The sequence below is a fragment of the Gemmatimonadota bacterium genome, assembly GCA_016704275.1.
Classification (GTDB): Bacteria; Gemmatimonadota; Gemmatimonadetes; order Gemmatimonadales; family GWC2-71-9; genus Palsa-1233.
Window position 1 is genome coordinate 396,399 of record JADJAK010000002.1, and the last position, 24,212, is coordinate 420,610.

20 protein-coding genes are annotated in these 24,212 nt (G+C 68.5%); 15 read left to right on the top strand and 5 right to left on the bottom strand.

Going from position 1 to position 24,212, the window contains the following annotated elements; translation table 11 throughout:
* Positions 1–113 precede the first annotated feature (113 nt).
* Together IPG05_05645 and IPG05_05650 are read left to right on the top strand one after the other, a co-directional pair.
* On the top strand, positions 114–821 hold the full coding sequence (locus IPG05_05645; GenBank protein ID MBK6494567.1) for a response regulator: 708 nt from the start codon (positions 114–116) through the stop codon (positions 819–821).
* The gene (locus tag IPG05_05650) at positions 818–2,152 is read left to right on the top strand and encodes a PAS domain-containing protein (GenBank protein ID MBK6494568.1); all 1,335 of its coding nucleotides are present in this window, start codon (positions 818–820) and stop codon (positions 2,150–2,152) included. Before IPG05_05645 ends, IPG05_05650 begins: the two co-directional genes overlap by 4 nt.
* 73 nt (positions 2,153–2,225) lie before the next feature.
* On the opposite strand, the gene IPG05_05655 is transcribed toward IPG05_05650, so the two are convergent.
* A complete protein-coding gene (locus tag IPG05_05655; protein ID MBK6494569.1) occupies positions 2,226–3,422 on the bottom strand; it encodes a porin in 1,197 nt (398 codons plus the stop codon).
* A gap of 89 nt (positions 3,423–3,511) precedes the next feature.
* On the opposite strand from IPG05_05655, the gene pstS reads away from it, so the two are divergent.
* The 8 genes from pstS to IPG05_05695 are packed head-to-tail and all read left to right on the top strand — an operon-like array spanning position 3,512 to position 10,084.
* On the top strand, positions 3,512–4,555 hold the full coding sequence (pstS, locus tag IPG05_05660; protein MBK6494570.1) for a phosphate ABC transporter substrate-binding protein PstS: 1,044 nt from the start codon (positions 3,512–3,514) through the stop codon (positions 4,553–4,555).
* Positions 4,552–5,493 (top strand): phosphate ABC transporter permease subunit PstC, encoded by a 942-nt coding sequence (pstC, locus tag IPG05_05665; protein ID MBK6494571.1) that lies wholly within the window; start codon positions 4,552–4,554, stop codon positions 5,491–5,493. Before pstS ends, pstC begins: the two co-directional genes overlap by 4 nt.
* Positions 5,490–6,335 carry a phosphate ABC transporter permease PstA gene (pstA, locus tag IPG05_05670; GenBank protein ID MBK6494572.1) on the top strand — a complete coding sequence of 282 codons (846 nt, stop codon included), beginning with the start codon at positions 5,490–5,492 and terminating at the stop codon, positions 6,333–6,335. The genes pstC and pstA overlap by 4 nt, the downstream gene beginning before the upstream one ends.
* A gap of 40 nt (positions 6,336–6,375) precedes the next feature.
* The gene (gene pstB / locus IPG05_05675) at positions 6,376–7,098 is read left to right on the top strand and encodes a phosphate ABC transporter ATP-binding protein (protein MBK6494573.1); all 723 of its coding nucleotides are present in this window, start codon (positions 6,376–6,378) and stop codon (positions 7,096–7,098) included.
* Entirely contained in the window at positions 7,095–7,856 is a 762-nt protein-coding gene (gene pstB / locus IPG05_05680) for a phosphate ABC transporter ATP-binding protein (GenBank protein ID MBK6494574.1), read from the top strand. The genes pstB (IPG05_05675) and pstB (IPG05_05680) overlap by 4 nt, the downstream gene beginning before the upstream one ends.
* Positions 7,853–8,542: a phosphate signaling complex protein PhoU gene (gene phoU / locus IPG05_05685; protein ID MBK6494575.1), complete on the top strand. Its 690-nt coding sequence runs from the start codon at positions 7,853–7,855 to the stop codon at positions 8,540–8,542. The genes pstB (IPG05_05680) and phoU overlap by 4 nt, the downstream gene beginning before the upstream one ends.
* Positions 8,539–9,666 carry a Ppx/GppA family phosphatase gene (locus tag IPG05_05690; protein ID MBK6494576.1) on the top strand — a complete coding sequence of 376 codons (1,128 nt, stop codon included), beginning with the start codon at positions 8,539–8,541 and terminating at the stop codon, positions 9,664–9,666. The genes phoU and IPG05_05690 overlap by 4 nt, the downstream gene beginning before the upstream one ends.
* Complete coding sequence (locus IPG05_05695; GenBank protein ID MBK6494577.1) at positions 9,587–10,084, top strand: HD domain-containing protein; 498 nt, start codon at positions 9,587–9,589, stop codon at positions 10,082–10,084. Before IPG05_05690 ends, IPG05_05695 begins: the two co-directional genes overlap by 80 nt.
* A 119-nt stretch (positions 10,085–10,203) precedes the next feature.
* Here IPG05_05695 and IPG05_05700 read toward each other — a convergent pair whose 3' ends face one another.
* The 4 genes from IPG05_05700 to IPG05_05715 all read right to left on the bottom strand — a co-directional run bounded on the left by IPG05_05700 (position 10,204) and on the right by IPG05_05715 (position 15,873).
* The gene (locus IPG05_05700) at positions 10,204–11,643 is read right to left on the bottom strand and encodes a response regulator (protein MBK6494578.1); all 1,440 of its coding nucleotides are present in this window, start codon (positions 11,641–11,643) and stop codon (positions 10,204–10,206) included.
* A 7-nt stretch (positions 11,644–11,650) separates the two neighbouring features.
* A complete protein-coding gene (locus IPG05_05705; protein ID MBK6494579.1) occupies positions 11,651–14,002 on the bottom strand; it encodes an aldehyde dehydrogenase family protein in 2,352 nt (783 codons plus the stop codon).
* Positions 14,003–14,095: 93 nt separating this feature from the next.
* Positions 14,096–15,124, bottom strand: coding sequence for a deoxyribose-phosphate aldolase (gene deoC / locus IPG05_05710; protein ID MBK6494580.1), 1,029 nt, complete (start codon positions 15,122–15,124; stop codon positions 14,096–14,098).
* Positions 15,121–15,873 carry a rhomboid family intramembrane serine protease gene (locus tag IPG05_05715; protein MBK6494581.1) on the bottom strand — a complete coding sequence of 251 codons (753 nt, stop codon included), beginning with the start codon at positions 15,871–15,873 and terminating at the stop codon, positions 15,121–15,123. Before IPG05_05715 ends, deoC begins: the two co-directional genes overlap by 4 nt.
* Positions 15,874–15,970: 97 nt before the next feature.
* On the opposite strand from IPG05_05715, the gene IPG05_05720 reads away from it, so the two are divergent.
* The 5 genes from IPG05_05720 to IPG05_05740 all read left to right on the top strand — a co-directional run bounded on the left by IPG05_05720 (position 15,971) and on the right by IPG05_05740 (position 21,617).
* Positions 15,971–17,251: a DUF418 domain-containing protein gene (locus IPG05_05720; protein MBK6494582.1), complete on the top strand. Its 1,281-nt coding sequence runs from the start codon at positions 15,971–15,973 to the stop codon at positions 17,249–17,251.
* Between the two features lie 77 nt (positions 17,252–17,328).
* A complete protein-coding gene (locus tag IPG05_05725; GenBank protein ID MBK6494583.1) occupies positions 17,329–18,162 on the top strand; it encodes a hypothetical protein in 834 nt (277 codons plus the stop codon).
* Complete coding sequence (locus IPG05_05730; protein MBK6494584.1) at positions 18,162–18,809, top strand: lysophospholipid acyltransferase family protein; 648 nt, start codon at positions 18,162–18,164, stop codon at positions 18,807–18,809. The genes IPG05_05725 and IPG05_05730 overlap by 1 nt, the downstream gene beginning before the upstream one ends.
* 91 nt (positions 18,810–18,900) lie before the next feature.
* Positions 18,901–19,776 carry a serine/threonine-protein phosphatase gene (locus IPG05_05735; protein ID MBK6494585.1) on the top strand — a complete coding sequence of 292 codons (876 nt, stop codon included), beginning with the start codon at positions 18,901–18,903 and terminating at the stop codon, positions 19,774–19,776.
* On the top strand, positions 19,773–21,617 hold the full coding sequence (locus tag IPG05_05740; protein ID MBK6494586.1) for a multicopper oxidase domain-containing protein: 1,845 nt from the start codon (positions 19,773–19,775) through the stop codon (positions 21,615–21,617). Before IPG05_05735 ends, IPG05_05740 begins: the two co-directional genes overlap by 4 nt.
* Positions 21,618–24,212 lie beyond the last annotated feature (2,595 nt).

A 24,212-nucleotide genomic window follows, 5' to 3' on the forward strand; every position in this document is an offset into this window, starting at 1 on the left:
CAACGCCGCAGCGCTTGCCCCCCCGCCGTCGGGAGAGTTCGTTTGAGCCCAGAATGGCGTGGGAGCCCTCCTCGGGGCCACCCGACCCGCCAGTCGACCGGCCTGGAGCCCTGATGACGCATCGCATTCTGGTGGTGGACGACGAACCGGACATTACTGCGCTCGTGGCCTACCATCTGGCCAAGGCGGGGTTCCGGGTCTCGACGGCGACCAACGGTCCCGACGCCCTGAAGGCCGCCAAGGAGGAGCGCCCCGATGTGGTGGTGCTCGACCTGATGCTCCCCGGCCTCTCCGGCTACGACGTGCTGGCCGAACTCCGGAAGCGCGAAGAGACCCGTGACGTCGGGGTGATCCTCCTGACCGCCCGTCGCGACGAGCCCGACCGGATTCGCGGCCTCTCCCTCGGCGCCGACGACTACCTCACCAAGCCGTTTTCGCCCGCCGAGCTCGCCCTGCGCGTCCAGGCGCTGCTCCGCCGACTCGCCGCGCCGGCCGTCGCCAAGGGGTCGACCCTGGTGGCCGAGGGGCTCGTCGTCGATCGTGCCGCGCACAAGGTGCTGCTGGAGAACGAAGAGCTGAATTTGACCGCCACCGAGTACAAGCTGCTGGTCATGTTGCTGGAGCGGCGCGGGCGGGTGCAGTCCCGGCCGCAGTTGCTCGAGACCGTCTGGGATGCCCAGCCCGACATCCAGACCCGCACCGTCGACATGCATGTGCAACGCCTCCGCTCCAAGCTCGGCGCGATCGGCGACATGATCGAGACGGTCCGCGGCTTCGGCTATCGCTTCAAGTCCCCCGAGCGGGGCGGCCGCCCCGCGTGAGCCTCACCAGCCGTCTGGTGTGGGGCACCATCACGGTGGTGGCCTTCACGCTCCTGCTGATGCTGTGGGGCGCAGAACGCTGGTCAATGACCGCGGCTGCGCTCTTCGCGTTGGTGGTGGCACTCGGTCTCGCGACGCTGACCGGGCGCGCCGTCGCGCAGCCGCTGGTGGCCCTCTCCAAGGCCGCCCGCGACATCGCCTCCGGCCTCCTCCCGGCGTTCCCGCGCTCCGGCATTCCCGAGGTCGATGCGCTGGTGCAGGCGTTGCGGCAGATGAATCGCCAGCTCGCCGATCGCTTCGAGGACGTGCAGCGCGAGAAGGCCGAGGCGGCCGCGATCGTCAACGCGATGGTCGAGGGCGTCATCGCCACTGATCCGCGTGGCCGGATCGTCACCGCGAATCCGGCGGCGCGGCGGTTGCTCGGCTATTCGCACGAGGCGGACCTCCCCGACCTGCGCACGCTCTTTCGTGTGAAAGCGGCGCGTGCAGCGGTCGATGCGGTGCTCGAAGGCGAGGCGGTGCAGGATCGCGAGGTGGAGTTCGACGGCGTCACGCTCACGCTGAACGCCCGGGCGCTCCCGACCGGCGGCGCCGTCCTGGTGCTGCACGACCTGACCGAAGTGCGCCGACTCGAGGCCGTCCGCCGCGACTTCGTCGCCAACGTCTCGCACGAACTCAAGACACCGCTGACCTCGATCTCCGGCTACGCCGAGACCCTGGCCGATGGCGGCGTCGACCCGGCGACGACGAAGCGCTTCCTCGCGACGATTGTCAGCAACGCGGCGCGGATGCAGCGGCTGGTGGATGATCTCCTCGACCTGTCGCGCATCGAGGCCGGGCGCTGGATCCCGGAACCGGTGGCAGTGTCCCTCGAGAGCGCGGCGAACGAATGCTGGGCGATGTTCGCCGACCGGGCGGCCACGCGACGCGTGACCTTCACTCGCGCGTTCGCGCCGGACGCCGCCACCGTCACGGCCGACCCGCACGCCGTTCGCCACGTGCTGCAGAACCTGGTCGACAACGCGCTCCGCTACGTGCCCGAAGGCGGCGCCATCACCTGCCGCAGCGAACGCGCCGACGGCGGCGTCGTGCTCAGCGTCGAGGACAACGGCAGCGGCATCAACAGCGACCACCTCCCCCGGATCTTCGAGCGCTTCTATCGCGTCGATCCCTCGCGCTCCCGCGACGAGGGCGGCACCGGCCTCGGCCTCGCGATCATCAAGCACATGGTCGAGGCACACGGGGGCAGGGTCTGGGCGGAGAGCACGCTAGGCGAGGGGACGGCGGTGCGGAGTTGGTGGCCTGAGGGGATCGAGAAGCGAGACGCGTGAAGCGAGAAGCGGGGCCCAGCGGAGAGATCGTCCCGCCGGGCCCCGCTTCTCGCCTCTCGCTTCTCGCTTCTCGCTAAATTCCCAACTCCACCGCCCACCGCACAATCCACCCCTTCCGCGCCGCACCCGCCGCATTCGCGGCGACGTGGTCATGCAGCAACTCGCCGGTGCTCTTGATCCGGTGCCGCTTGAAGTACCGCGTGAGCCCCACCGACAGCTGCTCCTGCCGCGCGGCGCCGATCTCATCGGCGATCTCCTCGTCCGGCGTCACCACCGCCCACCGCACCTGGGGCGACCAGCCGCTCGCGAGCGCGTAACTGGCCTGTAGCAGGCGGCCGGTGCCGGTGTAGACGTAGCGGTTGGCCGAGCCGGCGCGGGTCGTGATCGGATCCTCGGCCGTGCGCTTGGCGAATTCACCGTAGAGCGCGACGCCACGGTGCTTGAAGAGCACGTCGGCCTCGAGCGTGCGCATCGTGCGCGCGGCATGCAGCGGCAGGCCCAATTGCCCGCCGACCTTGGTGGTCTTGTTGTTCTGCTGGGCCGAGACCGCCAGGGCCAGTCGCGGCGCGGCTTGGCGGGTCAGGTCGCCCTCGAAGTCGTCGCTGCCATCCGCGAAGGCGCCGAGCGGCTGGACCTCGGCCCGCGCCGTCCACGCGACGCCGTCATCGTTGCCGGCAGGATTGCGCCCCTCGCCACCGCTGAGCGCGGTGCGCAGGTGAACCGGCGTGCCGCCGAGCGTGTCCGCCCACCAGAGCTGCACCCCCACGTCGCGATCGAAGGTGAAGCGGTTGTTGACGATCGACCGCTCCGGGAACTCCAGATCACTTGACGAGATCACCCGCTGCCGATTGCCCGGGAGCTTGGTCTGGCCAACGATCCCCTGCAGGTGTGGGGTGAAGCGCCAGGTGATCGTGGCGTCGCGGAGCACATTGGGAAAGCCGGTGTCGGCCCAATCCTGATCGCCGCGCGTGAAGGAGAGCTGGAGGTTGAATCCGAGCCGGGGGTCGAGGAGCGTGCCGCCGAAGCGCAGCCGGGCCCGGCGAACCTGGAAGGCGACCTGCTCCGGATTGAAGGGCTCATCCTCGGAGGAGCTCACGGTCATCAGCTCCTGGATCCGGAAGCGCATGGTCACCCGGTTCACGCCATCGGGCGAGGCCCACGTGACGCCTCGCCCGTCGACGACGACTCCGGGGGCGGTCTGGGCCGCGGCCGAGAGGGGGATCGAAAGGATGAGTGACGCCAGCAAGACCAGGCGCAGGCGGGTTGGCATCGTGGGACGCTCCAAGGTGACGGCCGAGTTGTGACGGAATCGTGACGAAGATAGCGACAGCGTCCTGCGGAGGGCGCTAATTTTCGGGGATGCATCCTCGCCGCCTCCGGGGCCTCCTCGCCGCCCTTGCCCTCCTGCTCCCCGGGGCGGCATCCGCCCAACAGATCCTGACGGGCGCGGGTGCCACCTTCCCCTATCCGCTGTACTCCAATTGGTTCGCCAGCTACCAGCAGCTGACCGGCGTGCGAATCAATTACCAATCCATCGGGTCGGGCGGCGGCATTCGGCAGTTCATCAAGGGCACCGTCGATTTCGGCGCGTCCGACGCCAGCATGAAGGATGAACAGATCGCCGCGGTGCAGGGCAACGTGGTGCAGATCCCGACGGTGATCGGCTCGGTCGTGCTGACCTACAACCTGAAGGGGCTCGGAACCCGTCGGCTCCGCCTCGATGCGCCGACGATTGCCGACATCTACCTCGGCCGGATCACGTCGTGGCAGGATCCGCGGCTCAAGGCGCTGAACCCCGGGATGATCTTCCCCAAGCTCGACATCGTGGTGGTCGGGCGGTCCGACGGCTCCGGGACCACCTTCGTCTTCACCGACTATCTCGCCAAGGTCTCGCCCGAGTGGCTGCGTCGCGTCGGCCGCGGCACCGCGGTGCGCTGGCCGGCGGGCCTCGGTGGCAAGGGCAACGAGGGCGTGACGGCGCAGGTGAAGCTGCTCGAAGGGAGCATCGGCTACGTGGAGATGGGCTACGCGCTGGCGAACAAGCTCGCCTTCGCCGAGCTGCAGAATCAGGCCGGAGCGTGGGTGATCCCGACGCTCCAGTCGGCCCGCGCGGCGGCCGCATCGCTCGAGTGGACCGCGAGCACCGACTTCCGGGTGTCGATCACCAACGCGCCCGGCAAGGACGCCTACCCGATCTCCTCGTTCACCTGGCTGCTGATCTATCGCGACAGCAAGTCGCCAGCGACTGCCCGGCAGTTGCGCGACTTCCTCCGCTGGATGCTGACCCCGGCGGCGCAGGCGCAGGCGGAACGGCTCCACTACGCCCCGCTGCCGAAGGTGGTCGCCGACCTCGTCGCGGCGCGGCTCCCGACCCTGCGAGCCAACGGCCGACCCATCCCGTGAGCAGCGCCCGTCACTCGACCGGTGTCTGGGGCGACCGCCTCTTCCGCAGCTTCGTCACCCTGGCGGCGCTGTCGGTGCCGATCCTGCTGGCATTTCTCGTGTACGAGCTCTACGTCGGCGCGGCCCCCGCGATCGACCGGTTCGGTTTCGCCTTCCTCACCAGCGACATCTGGGACCCGGTCGCCGGCGAATTCGGCGCCTGGCCGCTGATCGTCGGCACGCTGCTCTCCGCCTTTCTCGCGCTGCTGATCGCGGTCCCGCTCTCCCTCGGCGTGGCGATCTTCCTGGTCGAGTTTGCCCCGAAAGCGATCCGCGGGCCGATCGGCTTCGTCATCGAACTGCTGGCGGCCATCCCGTCGGTGGTCTACGGCCTCTGGGGCATCTTCTTCCTGATCCCGCTCCTCCGCGCCACGCTCTTTCCCTTCCTCCGCTCGACCCTCGGCTTCCTCCCCTTCTTCCAGGGACCGATCTACGGCCCGTCGATGCTCACCGCGGCGATGATCCTCGCGATCATGGTGATGCCCTACATCATGTCGGTCTCGCGCGAGGTCCTGTTGGCCGTCCCGGTGGCGCAGCGCGAGGCGGCGCTGGCGTTGGGCGCCACGCGCTGGGAAGCGGTCACCGGCGCGGTGCTCCCCTACGCACGCTCCGGCATCATCGGCGCGATCATCCTCGGACTGGGCCGCGCCCTGGGCGAGACGATGGCCGTCACCATGCTGATCGGCAACCGGCATGACATCTCGATGTCACTCTTCGCGCCGGGCTACACCATGGCCTCGGTGATCGCCAACGAGTTCACCGAGGCATCCACCGACCTCCACTTCGCCGCCCTCACCTACGTGGCGCTCGTGCTGTTCGTGGTGACCGTCCTGGTGAACGCCGCGGCTCGGCTGCTGATCTGGCGCGTCTCGCGGAAGGCCGGAGGGACGCCGGCATGAACCGCCAGACGCTTCGCTTCGCGGTGAGCAACGTGATGGTCGCGCTGACAGTCGCCGCGGTCCTCGTGGCCGTCCTGCCGCTCCTGCTCATCCTGGCGACGCTGATCGCCAAGGGTGCCGGCTCGCTCTCGTTGGCCTTCTTCACCAAGCCGCCCGGGCCGATCGGCTCGCTCGGTGGTGGCGTGCTGCACGGGCTGGTTGGCACCTTGATGATGGTCGGGGTCGCCTGCCTCGCGGGGCTGCCGATCGGCATCGGGGCCGGCATCCATTGCGCCGAGTACCCGCACAGCAAGCTCAGCACGGTGGCGCGCTTCGTGGCGGACGTGATGAACGGCACACCGTCGATCGTGGTCGGCGTCTTTGCGTGGACGTGGATCGTGGCGAAGCAGGGCCACTTCTCCGCCCTCGCCGGCAGCGCGGCGCTCGGCATGCTGATGATCCCGATGGTGATGCGCACCACCGAGGAAATGATCAAGCTGGTGCCCAATGCCCTGCGCGAGGCGGCGCTGGCGCTCGGTTACCCGCGGTGGCGCACCTCGCTCACGATCGTGCTGCGCACCTGCCTCCCCGGCATCGTGACGGGCTCGCTGCTGGCCGTCGCGCGCATCGCCGGCGAGACGGCGCCGCTGCTCTTCACCGCGCTCGGCAATCAGTTCGTCTCCACGGACATGAGCCAGCCGATGGCGGCGCTGCCGCTGGTGGTCTTCTCCTACGCCACCGGCCCCTACGAGGAATGGCACGCGCTGGCGTGGGCCACGGCGCTGGTGCTGATCCTCGTGGTGCTGGTGCTCTCGCTGCTGGCCCGCTGGGCCACCCGTTCGCGGTTCGACACCCGTGGCTGACGCGACCCCGGCGCGCATCGCCACCGACAAGCTCACCGCGATGTACGGCAAGTTCACCGCCGTGCACGACATCTCGCTGCAGTTCGCCGCGAATCAGGTGCACGCGCTGATCGGCCCGTCGGGGTGCGGCAAGAGCACCTTCCTGCGCACGCTCAACCGGCTGCACGAGATCAGCGGTGGCGGCTGGATCGCCGGCAAGGTCCTCCTCGACGGCGTGAACATCTACAGCGACGACGTCGACGTGGTCGCGCTGCGCCGCCGGGTCGGCATGGTCTTCCAGAAGCCGACGCCGTTCCCGATGCTCTCGGTCCGCGACAACGTCGCCGCCGGTTTGCGCGTCGGCGCACGGCACAGCAAGGCGGAGATGGACGAGATCGTCGAGAAGGCACTGCATCAGGCCGCCCTCTGGGACGAGGTGAAGGATCGGCTGCACGAGAGCGCCCTGGGCCTCTCCGGCGGGCAACAGCAGCGGCTCTGCATTGCCCGGACCATTGCCGCTCGGCCCGAGGTGATCCTCCTCGACGAGCCCACCAGCGCGCTCGATCCGCAGGCGACGCAGCACATCGAGGAGCTGCTCTTCGAGCTGAAGCAGGAGTTCACCATCGTGATCGTGACCCACAACCTGCAGCAGGCAGCCCGCGCGTCGGACACGACCTCCTTTTTCTTCATGGGCCGCCTGATCGAGAGCGGGGCGACGAAGCAGATGTTCACCGCCCCGACGCACGACCAGACCGAGGCCTACATCACCGGGCGGTTCGGATGACCGAGGCCGTGGCCATCGCCGTGCGCGGCTTCTCGTTCTGGTACGGGGCTACCCAGGCGCTCGCCGACCTCGACTTCACGGTCGGCCAGCGGCAGGTGACCGCGGTGATCGGCCCGTCGGGGTGCGGCAAGAGCACCTTCCTCCGCGCCGTGAACCGGATGCACGATCTCGTCCCCGGCGCCCGGCGGGTGGGAGCCATCGAGCTTGATGGCCAGGACATCTACGCCCCGGGGACCGACGTCGTCGCCCTGCGGCGCCGGGTCGGGATGGTGTTCCAGAAGCCGAATCCCTTCCCGAAGAGCATCTTTGACAACGTCGCCTACGGGGCCCGGCTGAACGGCCTCGTCCCTGCGGGGGACATGCCCGACCTGGTGGAGCGTTCGTTGCGCCAGGCCGCGCTCTGGGACGAGGTCAAGGATCGGCTCGATCGCAGTGCCCTGACGCTCTCCGGCGGCCAGCAGCAGCGGCTCTGCATTGCCCGGGCCCTCGGCAACGCCCCCGAGGTGCTGCTGATGGACGAACCCTGCTCCGCCCTGGATCCGATCGCCACCCAGAAGGTCGAGGAGCTGATCGTCGGATTGAAGCGGGACTACACGATCGTGATCGTTACGCATAACATGCAGCAGGCCGCACGCATCTCCGACATCACCGGATTCTTCGATCGGGGGCGGCTGGTGGAGCTGGGCGACAGCCGGCAGATCTTCACCAACCCCCGTCACGAACGGACGGAAGCGTACATCACCGGGAGGTTCGGATGAGCGTCGAGACCCACCGCCACTTTCACGAAGAGCTGAGCCACGTGAAGGTGCGCCTGCTCACCATGTCGGGCGAGGCCGAAGCGGCGCTGGGCCTGGCGGTCGAGGCACTGCTCGAGCGCGATGCCGGCAAGGCCGAGCGCGTCATCCACGGCGACCGCACCATCGACGCCATGGAAGTCGAGATCGAGGAGCAGTGCATCAACCTCCTCGCTCTGCAGCAGCCGATGGCCCGCGACCTTCGCATGCTGACCTCCGCCCTCAAGATCGCCAACGACCTCGAGCGCGTCGGCGACCACGCCGTGAACATCGCCCAGTCCGCCGAACGCCTCGCCAAGAGCCGCCCGATCACGCCGGAGCCGGAGATCATCGAGATGGCGCGGTTGGCGCGCGGGATGCTTTCCGACGCCCTCGAGGCCTTCATCCGCGGCGACGCCTCGGCCGGTCGCGAAGTCTGCCGCCGAGACGACAAGGTCGATGCGCTGCACCGCTCGGTGTTCAGGATCCTGCTGACCCACATGATGGAGGATCCGCACATGATCGGCGCCGGGATGGAGCTCTTCCTCGTCAGCCGGAACCTCGAACGGGTGGCCGACCTCGCCACGAACATCGGCGAGGACGTGGTCTTCCTCGTCGAAGGGAAGTCGATCAAGCACCACGCCGAGGATCGCGGCGACGCGCCCACGTGAGCGGTCCCGTCGCAGGACGTGAGCGGCTCGGCGCCATCGACGTCGGCTCCAATTCGATCCGCCTGCTGGTCGCGGAGCACGACCCGTCCAGCGGCATTGAAGTCATCGACGAGGAAAAGGCGATGCCGCGGCTGGCGCGCGGCGTCGGGACGACGGGCGCCCTCGACCCCGATGCGATGGAGCAGGCATTCGAGGCGCTACGCCGGATGAAGGGTGTCGCCGAACGGCGTGGGGTGACCCGGCTGGCCGCGGTCGCCACCTCCGCCATGCGCGACGCCAGCAACGGTCCCGCCTTCGCCGCCCGGATCCGAAGGGAACTCGACATCCCGCTGGAGATCATCGACGAGGATCGGGAGGCCCGCCTCTCGTGGCGCTCGGTGGCCCACCACTTCACGCTCACCGATACGCGCACGCTGGTGGCTGACATCGGTGGCGGCTCGCTCGAGCTGATCGGCGCCGTGGACGGCCTCGTCGAGGTGACCACGTCGCTCCCCCTCGGCGCCGTCCGGCTCACCGAGTCGCACCTGCCTGGCAAGCGCGACCCGCAGAAGGAAGTCGCCGCGCTGCGCCGGCATGTGCGCCAGGTGCTCCGGAAGGCGCTCCCGTGGCGCGACTGGATCCAGGCCACCCTCATCGGCTCCGGTGGCTCCTTCACCAACATGGCGCGGATGGCGATTGCCCGCCGAGGGCACTCGACCGAGACGGTGCACGGCACCACGGTGCATACCGGCGAAGTCGAGGCGCTGCTCGAGTGGCTCTGCACCAAGACGCCGGCCGAGCGCGCCGAGGTCACCGGCCTCAATCCGAACCGCGCCGACATCATCCTGGCCGGCCTCGCCGTCACCGCCGAGTTGCTGGCGCTGATCGATGGGCGCAAGGTCACCGTCTCGGCGTTCGGGCTTCGCGAGGGGTTGTTGCTCGAGATGGTCGGACACGAAGGGCCGGCACGCCCGGCCGATCCGCTCCGGCTGATCCGCGAGTTCATGGACCGCTGCCGCACCGACCGTCGGCATGTCGAGCAGGTGCGCCTGATCGCGCTCTCGCTTGCACGACCAGCTGGCGCCCGCGCTGGGCTCGACCCCCGAGGAGCGCTGGCTGCTGGAAGCGGCGGCGCTGCTGCATGACGTCGGACAGCTGGTCTCCTACGCGCGCCATCATCGCCACAGCTACCAGCTCATCACCCACGCCGAACGGATCGGCCTCGGCGCACGCGACCGAAAGCTGGTCGCCCTGGCCTCACGCTATCACCGGAAGTCGGGGCCCAAGCGGAAGCACGAGGAATTCAGCGCGCTGCCGCCGGAAGATCAGGCGATCGTGCGCCGCATCAGCGGCCTGCTGCGCGTCGCGGATGGCCTCGATCGTGGACACACTGCGGCCGTCGATCGCGTCACCGCCACGGTGCTCGGCGACCGCTGCGTCATTCGCGCCTTCCCGCGTGTCGAGGGCACGGACATTTCGCTGGAAGTCTGGGGCGCGTCACGCAAATCTGACGTGCTGGAAAAGGCACTGGGCCTCGAGGTGGTGCTGGCGGCAGGGTTGTAAGAGTCTTAGGTCGTAGGTCGTAGGTCGTAGGTCCTTAGGACCGAGGAGTGTCATCCTGAGCGGAATCCGCGAAGCGGACGCAGTCGAAGGACCTCCTTCCGTGACATACGACTTACGACCTACGACTCACGACCATCAATCGCCTCCCGCACCCCACTCGTCAGTTCCGCAATCGTCCACGGCTTCGGGAGAATTCGATCCGGACCGTGCGCGACGCTCGTTCCGTCGGCAGGGGTCATCGTTCGGCCGCTCGTCAGGATCATCGGCATCGTGGCGCCCGCAGCGCGCAACGCGGCAATCATGGCCATGCCATCCATCCCCGGCATCACCAGGTCAGTCAGCACGAGCGCGATCGAATCGCGTTCCCGTTGATAGTGCGCGAGGGCCTCGGTTGCATCCGCCGCTTCGAGCACGACATAGCCGACGCGGCGCAGCACGCGCGCCGCGGTGCGGCGCAGCTCCGGTTGGTCGTCGACCAGGAGAATGGTCTCGCCACCCCCGCTGAGGGGTCGTGACGGGACGTCACCGGGCGCGCGCACGATGGCCGGCACGCCCATCGATGCCGGAAAGGCCAACCCGAAGGTGCTGCCGTGGCCCGGGCGGGTGCGCAGGGTCACGAAGCCGCCCTGCTGTCGGACCAGCCCCAACACCATCGACAGGCCGAGGCCGGTCCCGAGGCCAACGGGCTTGGTGGTGTGGAATGGTTCGAAGAGCCGCTCACGGACCGCATCGGTAATTCCGCACCCGCGATCCGCCACCTCGAGGATGACGAAGGGCCCCGGGAGGTCGGCCTCGTCGGCCCCGTAGCGGATCAGCGGCGGTGCGCCGGCCGGGGCGTCGTCCAGATCGGTGACCGGGCCGCGCAAACGGAGCACGATCAACCCGCCCTCAGGCGCAGCGTCGCGGGCATTGGTCACCAGGTTGAGGATCACCTGCTCGATCGCATCCTGGTCGACGACCACCACGCTCGCCGTCCCTTCCTGCTGCACCTGAAGATCGTATCGCGAGGAGAGGAGTCGTTGGAGCATCGGTGCATAGCGGGCCAGCATCGCGGCCAGGTCGGTGGGGACCGGGGCGAGGTCGCGCTGCCGGGCGATCCCCAGGAGCGTGCGCACCACCTTGATGGCATGGTCCGATGCCAGCAGCAGGTCGTTCATCGCCGTGGCGGGCTCGGAGTCCGGTGGCAGGGTGCCGCGCACCAGCTCGCCGTTCGCCGTGATCACGGACAGCACATTCTTGAAATCGTGGGCCACACCGCTGGTGAGCTCGCCGATCGCCTGCAGCTTCTGGGAGTGGCGCAGCTGCGCGTCGGCGCGGCGCAGCTCCTCCTGCAACCGTCGCTCGGAACGCAGGGCCGCCGCGACCAGTGCATAGACCAGCACCCCAGTCACCGCGACGAACGCCCAGCCCTTGAGATTCTGCAGCCGGGTCAACGCAGTCGGATCGCGGGAGACTGCCGCGACGGCCTGGTCGGAAAAGAGAATCCAGAGACTGCCGGCTACGACATAGATGCCGGCAATGACGAATGCGCGCCACGCCTGCGAGAGTCCCGCTGGCACGCCAGGATCACGCGCCGTACGGCACCCAGATGTTCTTGACCTGCGTCGCCTGGCGCAGGAACTCCGTCCCTTCCGCCATCGCCGCATCTTCCCAGTCGCGCAGCCACGACTCCGTCCACGTCCGCTTCAGGTTGCCGGTCGACAGTCGCTCGACCTCCGCCGCCTCCGCCTGCGTGCCGAAGCACCAGCACGCGTCGACGTCATCATGGCTCGCCAGCGGCGCCAGCAGCTCCGCGATCGTGCCGGTGACGAGATTGATCACGCCGCCCGGCACGTCCGACGTATCGAGCACCTGGTAGAGGTCGGTCGCCAGCAGCGGTGCCGTCGTCGACGGAATCGCCACCACCGCATTGCCCATCGCGATCGCAGGGAGGACCGTCGAGAGCAGACCGAGCAGCGGCGCCTCGTCGGGGCAACGAATGCCGATGACGCCGAGTGCCTCGGGCATCGCCAGGGTGACATTGCGGAGGGGCGTATGGTGCACCGCCCCGTCGTACTTGTCGGCCCACGCGGCCCAGGTGAAGCAGCGCCGCACCGCGGCCTCTGCTTCCCGGGCGCCATCCTGCCCGGTCAGCGCGGTAAGCCGGGCAGCGAATTCGGACTGCCGCGCCGCGAGGTTTTCGCCGAGGAAGTAGAGCACCTGCGCCCGCGTGTGGGCCGTCGCCGACGCCCACTTGCCCTGCGCCGCGTGCGCCACCTCGACGGCGTTGCGGATGTCCTTCCGGTTGCCGCGGCCGACCTCGCCGACGCGGTGGCCATCGGCCCCGAACACCGGCAGCACATACCCCGAGTCCGGACGCGCCTGCTTGCCGCCGATGTACAGCTTCGGCGTCCGGTCGATCGGCGGCATCCCATCGGCCCCGACCGCCGCCGCATCCCCACTCGCTTCTCGCTTCTCGCTTCTCGCTTCTCGTTCAACTCGCTCGCCATGCACCGGCGCCAGATATTCGTACATCCCTTCCCGACCACCCTCCCGGCCGTACCCGCTTTCTCGGTAGCCACCGAAGCCGGCCGAGGCGTCGAAGAGATTGGTGCAGTTGACCCAGACGGTGCCGGCCTTCAGGCGCGGCGCCACGTCGAGCGCCAAGTTCAGGTTGTCGCTCCAGACCGACGCAGCGAGTCCGTAGCGACTGTTGTTGGCGATCTCGACCGCCTCGTCGTGGGTGCGGAAGGTCAGCAGCACCACCACCGGACCGAAGATCTCCTCCTGCGCGATCGTCGCCGCAGGCTGCACATTGGTGAACAGCGTCGGCGGATAGAAGAGCCCTTCGGTGGGCACCTGCCACGACGGCTGCCAGCAGCGCGCCCCCTCCGCGATTCCCTGCTCCACCATCGCGCCGATCCGTTCGAGTTGCACCGGCGCCACGATCGCGCCGATGTCGACCGACTTGTCGAGCGGCGAGCCGACGCGCAAACGCTCCATCCGGGCGCGCAACTTCTCCGTCAGCCGCTCCGCGATTCCCTCGGCGACGAGAATGCGCGACCCGGCGCAACAGACCTGCCCCTGGTTGAACCAGATGGCGTCGACCACGCCTTCCACCACTGAGTCGAGATCCGCGTCCTCGAAGACGATGAACGGCGACTTCCCGCCGAGCTCCAGCGACAACTTCTTGCCGCTCCCCGCGGTGGCGGCGCGAATCGCGCGGCCGACCTCGGTCGAGCCGGTGAAGGCGACCTTGTCGACGTCGGGGTGGTTCACCAGCGCCGCACCGGTCCGGCCATCGCCGGTGATGATGTTCACCACGCCGGCCGGAAAGCCGATCTCCTCGAGCATCGAGGCGAAGCAGAGTGCGGTCAGCGGCGTGAACTCCGCCGGCTTGAGCACCACGGTGTTTCCGGCGGCGAGGGCCGGCGCGATCTTCCACGACAGCATCAGCAGCGGGAAGTTCCACGGAATCACCTGCCCCACGACGCCGACGGCGCCCATCCCCGGGAACTCGCGGTCGAGCAGTTGCGCCCAGCCGGCATGGTGCAGGAAGTGCCGCGCCACCAACGGGATGTCGATATCGCGCGATTCGCGGATCGGCTTGCCGTTGTCGAGCGACTCGACCACGGAGAAGAGTCGGGCATGCCGCTGCACGCCGCGCGCGAGTGCGTAGAGCCAGCGCGCACGACCATGGCCGCCAAGGGCTTGCCACCCCGGCAACGCGTTGCGCGCCGCGGCCACGGCCGACGCCACCAGCGCGTCGTCGCCCTGACTCACCTGCGCCAACTCCCCACCCGTGGCCGGATTGGCGACCGCGAAGGTGTCGACCGGCGACGTCCACGCTCCGCCAACGAATTGCCCGAACCGGCGCCCATGCCGCTCCAGCCACTCGTTGGCCAGCGCCGCCGACTCCGGTGCCGGGCTCCACGCCATCGATTCAAACGCATCACGTACAGTCGTCATCGCAAGGACCCGAGGGTTCGGTGTACAGATGATCGATGATCGATCATCGATGATCGATCATCGTTAGGCGAGCGGATGCCGATGATTCGCCGAGTACCGTCCCGTCACGTGGTGCTCGAGCTGCCGTTCGATGTCGGTCAGCAGCGAGCTCGCCCCGAAGCGGAACAGGTCCGGGCGGAGCCAGCGATCGCCGAGCTCCTCCTTCATCATCGCCAGCCAATCCAGCGACTCCTTCGCCTTGCGGATGCCGCCCGCGGGCTTGAAGCCGACGATGTGGCCGGTGCGCTCGCGGTAGTCGCGGATCAGGCGTGCCATCACGATCCCGACCGGGAGCGTGGCATTCACCGGCTCCTTGCCGGTACTCGTCTTGATGAAGTCGGCGCCAGCCATCATCGCCACGGCGGACGCGCGGGCAACATCGCGCAACGTTCCCAGTTCACCGGTGGCGAGGATCGCCTTGAGGTGGGCATCGCCGCACGCCTCGCGGAAGGCGCGGACCTCGTCGTACAGGGCCTGCCAATTGCCCGTCAGCACGTGGGCGCGGGTGATCACGATGTCGATTTCGTGCGCGCCATCCGCCACCGAGGCCTCGATCTCCATCAGCCGCGTGCGGAACGGGGAGAGTCCCGCCGGGAAGCCGGTCGAGACCGCCGCGACTGGGATGCCGCTGCCGGCCAGTGCCTCGACGGCGGTGCGGACGAAGGCATGGTAGACACAGACGGCGGCGACCTGGATGGGGGTGTCGGCCATGCCGAGGGCGTCGAGGAGGTCGGCGCGCACCGGTCGACGCGCCTTGGCACAGAGCCGCCGGACGCGCCCGTCGGTGTCGTCACCTTGCAGCGTCGTGAGGTCCATCAAGGTGATGGCGCGCAGCAGCCACCCCGCCTGCCAGGCACTCTTCACCGAACGGCGCGTGGGAATCGTGGCGGCGCGGCGCTCGACCGCGCTGCGATTGACGCGCAGGTCGCGCACCCAATCGAGATCGAGCGGCACCCCGGGGTTCCTGGGGAAGGTGCCGGCCGGTGGCTCGACGCGCGGCACGTACTCCGGCGCGGTGCGCCCGCTCCGAGCGCGGTGATCGATGCTGGTCATCGTGTCGACTCCCCCCAGCTCCGGGCGGCGAGGAGTTCCTCGCGGCGCGCCCAGAGCTTCGGATCACGAAAGAGCGTGACCAGCACGGCGCCGGTCACGAAACCGCCAATGTGGGCCCAGACGGCGACGCCGCCCACCTGGTCGAACTGCGCATTCACCACCTGCATCACGAACCAGAGCCCCAGCATCAGCCAGGCGGGGACCGTCAATCGGAAGAAGATGATCAGCAGCGGGACCACGGTGTGCACCCGCACCTGCGGGTAGAGCACGATGTACGCCCCCATCACGCCGGAGATCGCGCCGCTCGCCCCGACCATCGGCACCGCACTCCCCGGTCCGACCGCGACCTGCGCCAACGCCGCCGCGATTCCGGCGAGGAGGTAGAAGCCGAGGAAGCGACGGTGTCCCATGGCGTCCTCGACGTTGTTGCCGAAGATCCAGAGGAACCAGCAGTTGCCCAGCAGGTGCAGCCAGCCGCCGTGAAGGAACATCGACGTGACCACCGTCCGCCACGGTCGGCCTGGCTCGACCACACAGGAAATCCCATCGGCCACGGGGAAGGCGAACCCCACCGGCAGGCGCCCCAACAGATCCCCCGGCACCAGCCCCAGTTCGCACACCGAGGCGGCCAGCCGCTCCGGGGCACCGAGCCCTTGCACCACGACCCAGACGGCGAGATTGGCGGCGATCAGCGCCACCGTCACCACCGGGGTGAGGATCGAGGGGTTGTCGTCGCGGTAGGGGAACATGGTCCCGGGAATATACCGCCCGACCCCGCCCGCCTTACTGCGGCGGCGCGCCCCCGACATATTGAAGGCAATTCCACCCCAAAAACCCCGAGACTCCGTGGCCACCCCCCTGCGTGCCATCGATCCCGTCGCTGCCAGCACCCCCGCCGCCCCGGCACGGCCCGAGGACCGGACGATGCTGATCGACGCCCTCCGCGGCTTCGCGCTCTTCGGCGTCTGTCTCGGCAATATCCTCACCGGTTTTGCATGGTGGACGCCGACCGAGCACGCCCCCGTCACCTCGGCGCTGCAGCTCCCCAGCGACAACGCGGCGTATCTCCTGATCCATGCCTTTGTCGACGGCAAGTTCTACTCGATCTTCTCGCTCCTCTTCGGGCTCGGCTTCGCGCTGCAGTTGACGCGCCGGAGCGACGAGGCTGGCGCCCTCACGCTCTACCGCCGGCGCCTGCGGATCTTGATGGTGATCGGCCTCCTCCACTTGGCGCTCTTCTGGATCGGCGACATCCTCCTCTTCTATGCGTTGATGGGGATGGTGCTGCTGCGCTTGCGACAACTCCAGGACCGCCAGTTGTTGCGCTGGGTCGTCGTGCTGCTGCTGATGCCGGTGCTGTTCGCGCTGCCCAAGATGATCAGCCCGATGTTGACGCTCGGCCTGCCGTTCTTCCTCCCCGCGGAATTCGTCGCCAGAGCATTCGGCTTCGACCTCAACTCCCCCACGCTCATCACGGACATTTTCATTCATGGCGACTTGGCGACGGTGATGAAGGGGAACCTCGTCGGCGTCTGGTTTCGCTACGGCGACCTGCTCGACTCGGGACGGCCGTTCAAGGTGCTGGCGATGTTCCTGCTCGGGCTCCTGATCGGACGGCACCGTGCCTGGGAACAGCTTGACGCGCACGCCCCACTGCTTCGGCGAGTCCTGGCGTGGGGGCTCGCGATCGGCATCCCCGCATGCCTCGGCCAGGCCTGGGTCGCGAACCTTCCCGACGGCGAGAGTCTTGCCGGGTGGGGCGTCGTCGTTGACAGCAGCCTCTACGCACTCGGCGTCGTCCCGCTGGCCATGGCATATGCCGCCGGCTTCGTCCTCCTCTGGCGCCACCCGGCCTGGCAGCGACGTCTTGCCCTCCTCGCCCCGACTGGGCGCATGGCGCTCACCAACTACCTGATGCAGACGCTGATCGGCATCACCCTCTTCTACGGGATCGGCTTCGGACTCGGGATGCGCCTCGGGGCCACCTGGTTCCCGCCGCTCGCCCTGCTGATCCTGATCGCGCAGACGCTGTGCAGCCAATGGTGGCTGGCCCGCTACCGCTTCGGGCCGATGGAGTGGCTCTGGCGGAGCATCACCTATCGGCAGCGACAGCCGATGCGAATCTGACCACGGGCGGCCCCTCCTCTTTCGCAACGTCCGCCCGGACGCGATCATTCCTGCTTCCCCAACCCACGGAGCCCCCGATGCTTCACCGTGCCTTCCCTGCCCTGCTGCTCCTCGCCGCCTGTAGCAAGCCCGCCGAAACACCGCCGGCCGAAGTGGCGGTGGCACCGCCGGTCGTGACCTATACCGCGAGCGACTTCGCCTTCGCCGGTCCGGACACCATCGCGCCGGGCGTGACGACGATTCGTATGGTGAACACCGGCAAGCAGGAGCATCATCGGATTCTCGGCCAGCTCGCCAGCGGCACCACGCTGGAAGCGGTCATGGCGGAGATGCAGGCGAATCCGAATGGCGAGCCGAAGGGTCTGATCTGGGTTGGCGGCGCGGGCGGCGCGCTCCCGGCCGACTCGTCCGGCGCCATCACCGAGCTTGCGCCGGGCAAGTACGTCGCCTTCTGCTTCATCCCGGACCCGACCGATGGGGGCAAGCCACACATCATGAAGGGGATGCTCAAGGAGATCGTCGTCGCCGGCACGCCGAATGGCGCCGTGCTGCCCACGGCCGATCTCGAGATCCACCTGAGCGACTTCGCCTTCTCGCCGACGACGCTCACCGCAGGCACCCACACCATCAAGGTGATCAACGACGGCAAGCAGACGCACGAAATTGCGCTGACCCGTCTCGACGATGGGGCAACGGCCGAGTCGTTCCTCGCGGCGCTTGCGCCGGGCGCCAAGGGCCCACCGCCGGGCAAGCCGGTCGGCGGTAACGGTGCGATCTCCGCCGGCGGATCGAACTACCTGACCATCACGCTGACCAAGGGCACCTACCTGCTGACCTGCTTCGTCCCGGATACGGCCGACGGCGTGCCGCACGTGATGAAGGGGATGGTGCAGACGGTCATCGTCAACTGATGACGATCGGGGATGATCGATTGTCGATGATCGATGATCGATCATCCCCGACACAACCCACCGATGTGCCCCTCGGCTGCCCACGACGAGGGTCCGCGCGGAGTCAGGCCGTTGCGCGGCGCATCCTCGGGATCTTCGGGTGGCGAATGGCCGGGAGCCTGCCGGACGCGCCGCGCTTCGTCCTGATCGTGGCTCCCCACACGTCCAACTGGGACTTTCCGCTCGGCATCCTGGCGATGTTTGCGGTCGGCCTGCAGCTCACCTGGCTCGGCAAGCACACCCTCTTCCGCTTCCCCGTCCGCGGCCTGTTGCGATGGCTCGGTGGCGAACCGGTGGATCGATCCGCCCCGCACGGCGTCGTCGGTGCGGCGATCGAACGATTCCGTGATCGGCCGCAATGGGTGCTCGCCATCTCCCCCGAGGGCACGAGGCGCCGCATCCCGCAGTGGAAGAGTGGCTACCACCGTGTGGCCCACGGTGCCGGCGTCCCGATCCTCCCGGTCGCGATCGACTACCGCCGCCGGGTGATCGAGATCGGCACCCTCTTTCAGCCAACCGACGACGCCAGCGCCGACACGGCCGCACTCCGCAGCCGCTTCACCGCGGAGATGGCGCGCTACCCGGCGCTCTTCGCCACCGAGTCCTGACCCACCCGCGGCCCTTACCGGACCGCCCACCGACCCGCATATTCAGCCGTTCCGCCTGCCCGCGCCGCCCCACCCCCCTTGGGAGTTCCAGATGGCCGAGGCCACCCCCCCGCCACGCAAGCCATTCGACGACGAACTCGACGTCGCGGGCGTGACCCATGTCGGCAAGGTGCGACCGACCAACGAGGACCACTTCCTCCTCGGCTCGTTGCACAAGCATCTCGACATCCTCTCCACGTCGTTGCCGCAGGCGCATCATTTCCCCGGGACCGACGAGCGACTTGCCTTCCTTGCGATGATCGCCGACGGAGTCGGCGGCCGGTCGGCCGGGGAGGAAGCCAGTCGCGTGACCCTCGAGTCCGTGACGCGCTACGTCTCGAAGAGCCTGCAGTGCTACTACTCCGCCGATGCGCACGCCGACGACTTTGTCGACCTGTTGCAGGACGCGGTGATGCGCAGCCATGAGGAGTTGCTGGCACGCGCCGCCGCCGATCGCGACCTGCAGGGGATGGCCACCACGCTGACGCTCTGGCTCGGTGTCTGGCCGTGGACCTTCCTGATCCAGGTCGGTGATTCGCGCTACTACCAGTATCGTCGCGGTGTCCTGACCCAGGTGACGCGCGACCAGACGATGGCGCAGGAGCTGGTGGACCAGGGCGTGATGACCCGCTCGGTCGCCTTCGCCTCGCGGTGGGCCAACGTGCTGTCGAGCGCCATCGGCGGCCAGCAAACCGCACCGGTCGTCACGCGCATCGCCTCGGATTGGGAGAACATCCACCTCCTCTGCAGCGATGGCCTCACCAAGCACGTCAGCGACGACCGCATCGCCGAGTGCCTGCGCACCATGACCTCCTCCAAGCAGGCGTGCGACACCCTGTTGCAGGAAGCCCTCGATGGCGGCGGTACCGACAACGTCACCATCATCGTCGGCCGGGCGGTGCCCCGCCCCTCCCTGGAGGCTGCATGAAAGTGCCGGCGTTCGCGCTCGTCCTCGCGGCCACCGTCGTCGTCGCATCGCCCCCGATGGCCGACGAGGTGCCGCGAGTGGTCGCCAACGACAATCGGGTCCCGGGCGGCAACCTGGTCCGCGACACGCTGCACATCGCGCTGGTGCTGCAGCGTGCCGAGTGGTATCCGGAGGCGGAGAACGGCCCGCACGTGACGGTCGAAGCGTTCGGAGAGGCGGGCAAGGCACCGAGGATCCCTGCGCCACTCATCCGGGTGCGCGAAGGGACCGTGATTCGGGCCACAGTGCGGAACGCGTTGCCCGATTCGACCGCTTCCCTGATCGGGCTCGGCACGCACCCCGTTGCGACGACCGACACCGTGAAGGTGAAGCCGGGTGACTCCACCGTGGTCACCTTCCTGGCTGGTGCGCCGGGGACCTATCTCTACCGCGCCGTGATCGGCAACGACCCCGACACGCGCGAGGCGGAGCATGAGACCGCGGGCGGCGCCCTGGTCGTGGACCCGGTCGGGGGCTCGCCCCCCGACCGGATCTTCGTGATGAACATCACCTTTCAGGAGATCGACAGCACGCGGGTGAAGGAGGCGCTGGCGATCAACGGCAAGTCGTGGCCCCACACCGAGCGACTGACAATGTCGGTGGGCGACTCACTGCGGTGGCGCGTGGTCAACGGCACGTCCCGCGGGCACCCGATGCACATGCACGGCTTCTATTTCCGGACGACGGCCATCGGCACCGGTCTGGCCAGTACGGCGATTCCGTCCGATCAGCAGGCGCTTGAAGTGACCGACTCCTACCGCAAGTGGAGCACCCGCGACGTCGTCTGGTCGCCGGACCGGGCGGGCAACTGGCTCTTCCATTGCCACATCACGTTTCACGTCGTTCCGGAGGCACGTCTCGATTACGGTCCCACCGACGAACACCAGACGCACTCCACCGATCCGATGGCGCACATGGCGGGACTCGTGCTCGGGATGACCGTCGCCCCGAGTCGCGCGACGCCACCGGCCCCGACCCGCGTGCGCAAGCTGGCACTCTACGTCGATCAGGGCGGCCCGCGCGGTCGCGCCCCGTCGACCTTCAGCTACATCCTGAAGAACGGCCCCAAGGCACCGGCCGCGGACTCGATGCAGCGGATCGGCTCGACGCTCTTCCTGACCAGGGGAGAACGCTCCGACATCACGGTCCACAATCGCTCGAAGCAGGCGGGCGGCATCCACTGGCACGGGATCGAGCTGGAGAGCTGGTCCGACGGCGTGGTCGGATGGAGCAGCAAGGGCGCCGCAATGGCCCCGCCGATCGTGCCGGGTGGCACCTTCACCGCCCACTTGCTGACGCCGCGAGCCGGCACGTTCATGTACCACACCCACATGAACGATGTCGAGCAGGTCACCGGCGGCGCCGTCGGCGCGATCGTCGTCCTCGAGCCGGGGCAGCGTTTCGATCCGAGCCGCGACCACATTTTCCTCGCGCACTGGAACGGGGTCGACTACGACTCCAACGATCTGCCGAACCTGCTCATCAACGGCGACTCGCTTTCCGATACGCCCCGGACGCTGGCGCTCGGCGTGACCCACCGCATCCGGATCGTCAATATCGGACCAGCGGGGATCGTCCAGTTCACGATGCGCCAGGACACCACCACCCACAGTTGGCGCGCGCTCGCGAAGGACGGCGCCGACCTGCCGGTCGTGAGGCGCACGGCGCGGCCAGCGCTGGTGCGAGTCGATGCCGGCGAGACCTACGACTTCGAGTTCACCCCGACCGTCGCCGGCCGCTACAGCCTCGAAGCGGCATTCAAGCCGCCGGCGCGGTGGCGACAGCAGTTCATCGTGCGCTGAACGTGGCCGGTCTGTCGGGTCGGGAGTAGCTTTCGGAGATCTCCTCTCCTCCCCGATCCGAGGCCGCACCATGCTGCATCCCGTCACCCGAGCAGGCCTTGCCCTGCTCGCCCTGCTCCCCGCCAGCCTCAGCGCCCAAACTGGTCAGACCGCAGTGTCCGCGGTCAACTCGGCGCTCCTCGAGGGCCTCCGCTACCGATTGGTGGGCCCCTCGCGTGGCGGCCGCGTCACCGCCGTGACCGGTGTGGCCTCGGAACCGCGCACCTTCTACATGGGCGTGGCGAGCGGCGGCGTCTTCAAGACGACGGATGGCGGCGAGCGCTGGGTTCCGGTCACCGACGGCCAGGTGCCGGTCGGCTCCACCGGCGCGATCGAGGTCGCGCCGAGCGACCCGAAAGTCGTCTATGTCGGCACCGGCTCCGATGGGCTGCGCAGCAATGTCTCCACCGGTCGCGGCGTCTACCGCTCCGGCGACGCGGGGGCCACCTGGCAATTCGCCGGGCTGTATGACGTCGGGCAAATCGGTGGCGTGCGCGTCCACCCGCGCGACCCGAACACGCTCTGGGTTGCTGCCAATGGTGATGCCTTCAAGCCCTCGCCGAATCGCGGCATCTTCAAGAGCACCGACGGCGGGAAGAACTGGAAGCGCAGCCTCTTCCTCACCGATTCGAGCGGCGCGATGGACGTCGAGCTGCAACCGGGCAATCCGGATGTGGTGTACGCCTGGCTCTCGCGCATCGAGCGGAAGCCGTGGACCATCATCTCCGGCGCGCGCGAAGGCGGCTTCTATCGCAGCACCGATGGCGGCACCACGTGGACCCACATCACCGCCGGATTGCCCAGCGACCTGATCGGCAAGGGGAACCTCGCCGTGACCGCCGCCAACCCGAAGCGCATCTATGCGCTGATTGAGGCGAAGCCGGGGGGCGGACTCTACCGCTCCGACGATGCCGGCCTGACGTGGGCGCTGGTGAATGCGACCAGTGGATTGCTGCAGCGCCCCTTCTACTACACCACGCTCGGCGCCGACCCCACCAACGCCGATGTCGTCTACGCCGGTGCCGAGGGCTTCTACAAGTCGGTCGATGGTGGCAAGACGCTGACCACGATGCGCACCCCGCACGGCGACAACCACGACATCTGGATCAACCCGACCAACGGGCAGACGATGATCCAGTCGAACGACGGCGGCGCCAACGTCTCGTTCGACGGTGGCCGCACCTGGTCGACGCAGCTCAACCAGCCGACGGCCGAGATTTACGGGGTGTGGATGGACAACGCCTTCCCGTACAACCTCTACGGGGCGCAGCAGGACAACAGCACACTCAGACTCTCGTCGCAGTCCGTCCCGGGCCCGCGCGAGGAGCTCGGCAACATGCCGGGGTGCGAGACCGGCCCGATCATTCCGCACCCGGCCGACCCGAACATCATCTACGGCTCGTGCAAGGGGCAGTACGCGGTGATGGACCTCCGCACGGGGCAGTCGAAGAACTACTGGATCGGCGGGCAGTCGCTCTATGGCAACCCGGCGTCCGACCTGATCTGGCGGATGCAGCGCGTGTCGCCGATGGCGCTCTCGCCGCACGATCCATCGGTGCTCTACTACGGCTCGCAGTACTTGCACCGCACCCGCGACCTCGGCGTGACGTGGGAGACGATCTCCCCCGACCTCACCGCGAAGCCGGCCTGCTGCCAGGGCGCCAGCGGCGAGCCGATCACGCGCGACGTCACGGGTGAAGAGTTCTACAGCACGCTGTATGCAATCACCGAATCACCGATCGAGCGCGGCGTGATCTGGACCGGCGCCAACGACGGTCCGATCCACCTGACGCGTGACAACGGGAAGACGTGGACCAACGTGACGCCGAAGGACCTCCCCGCCGGCGGCCGCGTGCAGTGGATCGAGGCATCGCCGACGCGGCCGGGCGTCGCATACGCGGCGGTCTATCGCTACCTCCTCGGCGACTACGCGCCGTACTTCTATCGGACCACGAGCTACGGCCGCAGTTGGACGAAGATCGTCACCGGCATCCCCGCCGATGCCCCGACGCGCGTGCTGCGCGCCGACCCTGCGCGACCGGGACTGCTGTATGGCGGCACCGAGTTCGGGATGTATGTCTCGTTCGATGACGGCGACCACTGGCAATCGCTGCAGCTCAACCTGCCGAACGTGCCGATCACCGATATCAAGGTTTACCGCAACGACCTGATCATCGCGACGCAGGGCCGCGCCTTCTGGATCCTCGACAACCTCTCGTCGCTCCAGCAGCTCACGGCGAAGACCTCGCTCGATTCGGTCGTCCTCTTCACGCCGCGCGATGGCTACAAGACGCGCACCAACGCCGAGGTCCTCGGACCGATGATCGAGTACCGGCTGCCGAAGGCCGGCAGCGTCGTCCAGATCCAGATCCTCGACTCCGCCGGCGCCGTGGTGAACTCCTATGCCAGCGTGGCGCCGACCGGTGGCGCGCCGGTCGCGGCGCCGCGACCAGCAGCCGCCCCCGCCGACCCGGACGACCCGGACGCCGCCATGATGGCGGGCCGCGGTGGTCGAGGCGGTGGCGGGGCGGCCAGCCGGCCGACCACCAACGCCGG

Bases quoted from the DNA above. Each gene is read 5' to 3' on its own strand.
- IPG05_05645 (MBK6494567.1), top strand. From the start codon at position 114: ATGACGCATCGCATTCTGGTGGTGGACGACGAACCGGACATTACTGCG.
- IPG05_05655 (MBK6494569.1), bottom strand. From the start codon at position 3,422: ATGCCAACCCGCCTGCGCCTGGTCTTGCTGGCGTCACTCATCCTTTCG.
- pstS (MBK6494570.1), top strand. From the start codon at position 3,512: ATGCATCCTCGCCGCCTCCGGGGCCTCCTCGCCGCCCTTGCCCTCCTG.
- pstA (MBK6494572.1), top strand. From the start codon at position 5,490: ATGAACCGCCAGACGCTTCGCTTCGCGGTGAGCAACGTGATGGTCGCG.
- pstB (MBK6494573.1), top strand. From the start codon at position 6,376: ATGTACGGCAAGTTCACCGCCGTGCACGACATCTCGCTGCAGTTCGCC.
- pstB (MBK6494574.1), top strand. From the start codon at position 7,095: ATGACCGAGGCCGTGGCCATCGCCGTGCGCGGCTTCTCGTTCTGGTAC.
- phoU (MBK6494575.1), top strand. From the start codon at position 7,853: ATGAGCGTCGAGACCCACCGCCACTTTCACGAAGAGCTGAGCCACGTG.
- IPG05_05705 (MBK6494579.1), bottom strand. From the start codon at position 14,002: ATGGCGTGGAGCCCGGCACCGGAGTCGGCGGCGCTGGCCAACGAGTGG.
- deoC (MBK6494580.1), bottom strand. From the start codon at position 15,124: ATGACCAGCATCGATCACCGCGCTCGGAGCGGGCGCACCGCGCCGGAG.
- IPG05_05715 (MBK6494581.1), bottom strand. From the start codon at position 15,873: ATGTTCCCCTACCGCGACGACAACCCCTCGATCCTCACCCCGGTGGTG.
- IPG05_05725 (MBK6494583.1), top strand. From the start codon at position 17,329: ATGCTTCACCGTGCCTTCCCTGCCCTGCTGCTCCTCGCCGCCTGTAGC.
- IPG05_05730 (MBK6494584.1), top strand. From the start codon at position 18,162: ATGACGATCGGGGATGATCGATTGTCGATGATCGATGATCGATCATCC.
- IPG05_05735 (MBK6494585.1), top strand. From the start codon at position 18,901: ATGGCCGAGGCCACCCCCCCGCCACGCAAGCCATTCGACGACGAACTC.
- IPG05_05740 (MBK6494586.1), top strand. From the start codon at position 19,773: ATGAAAGTGCCGGCGTTCGCGCTCGTCCTCGCGGCCACCGTCGTCGTC.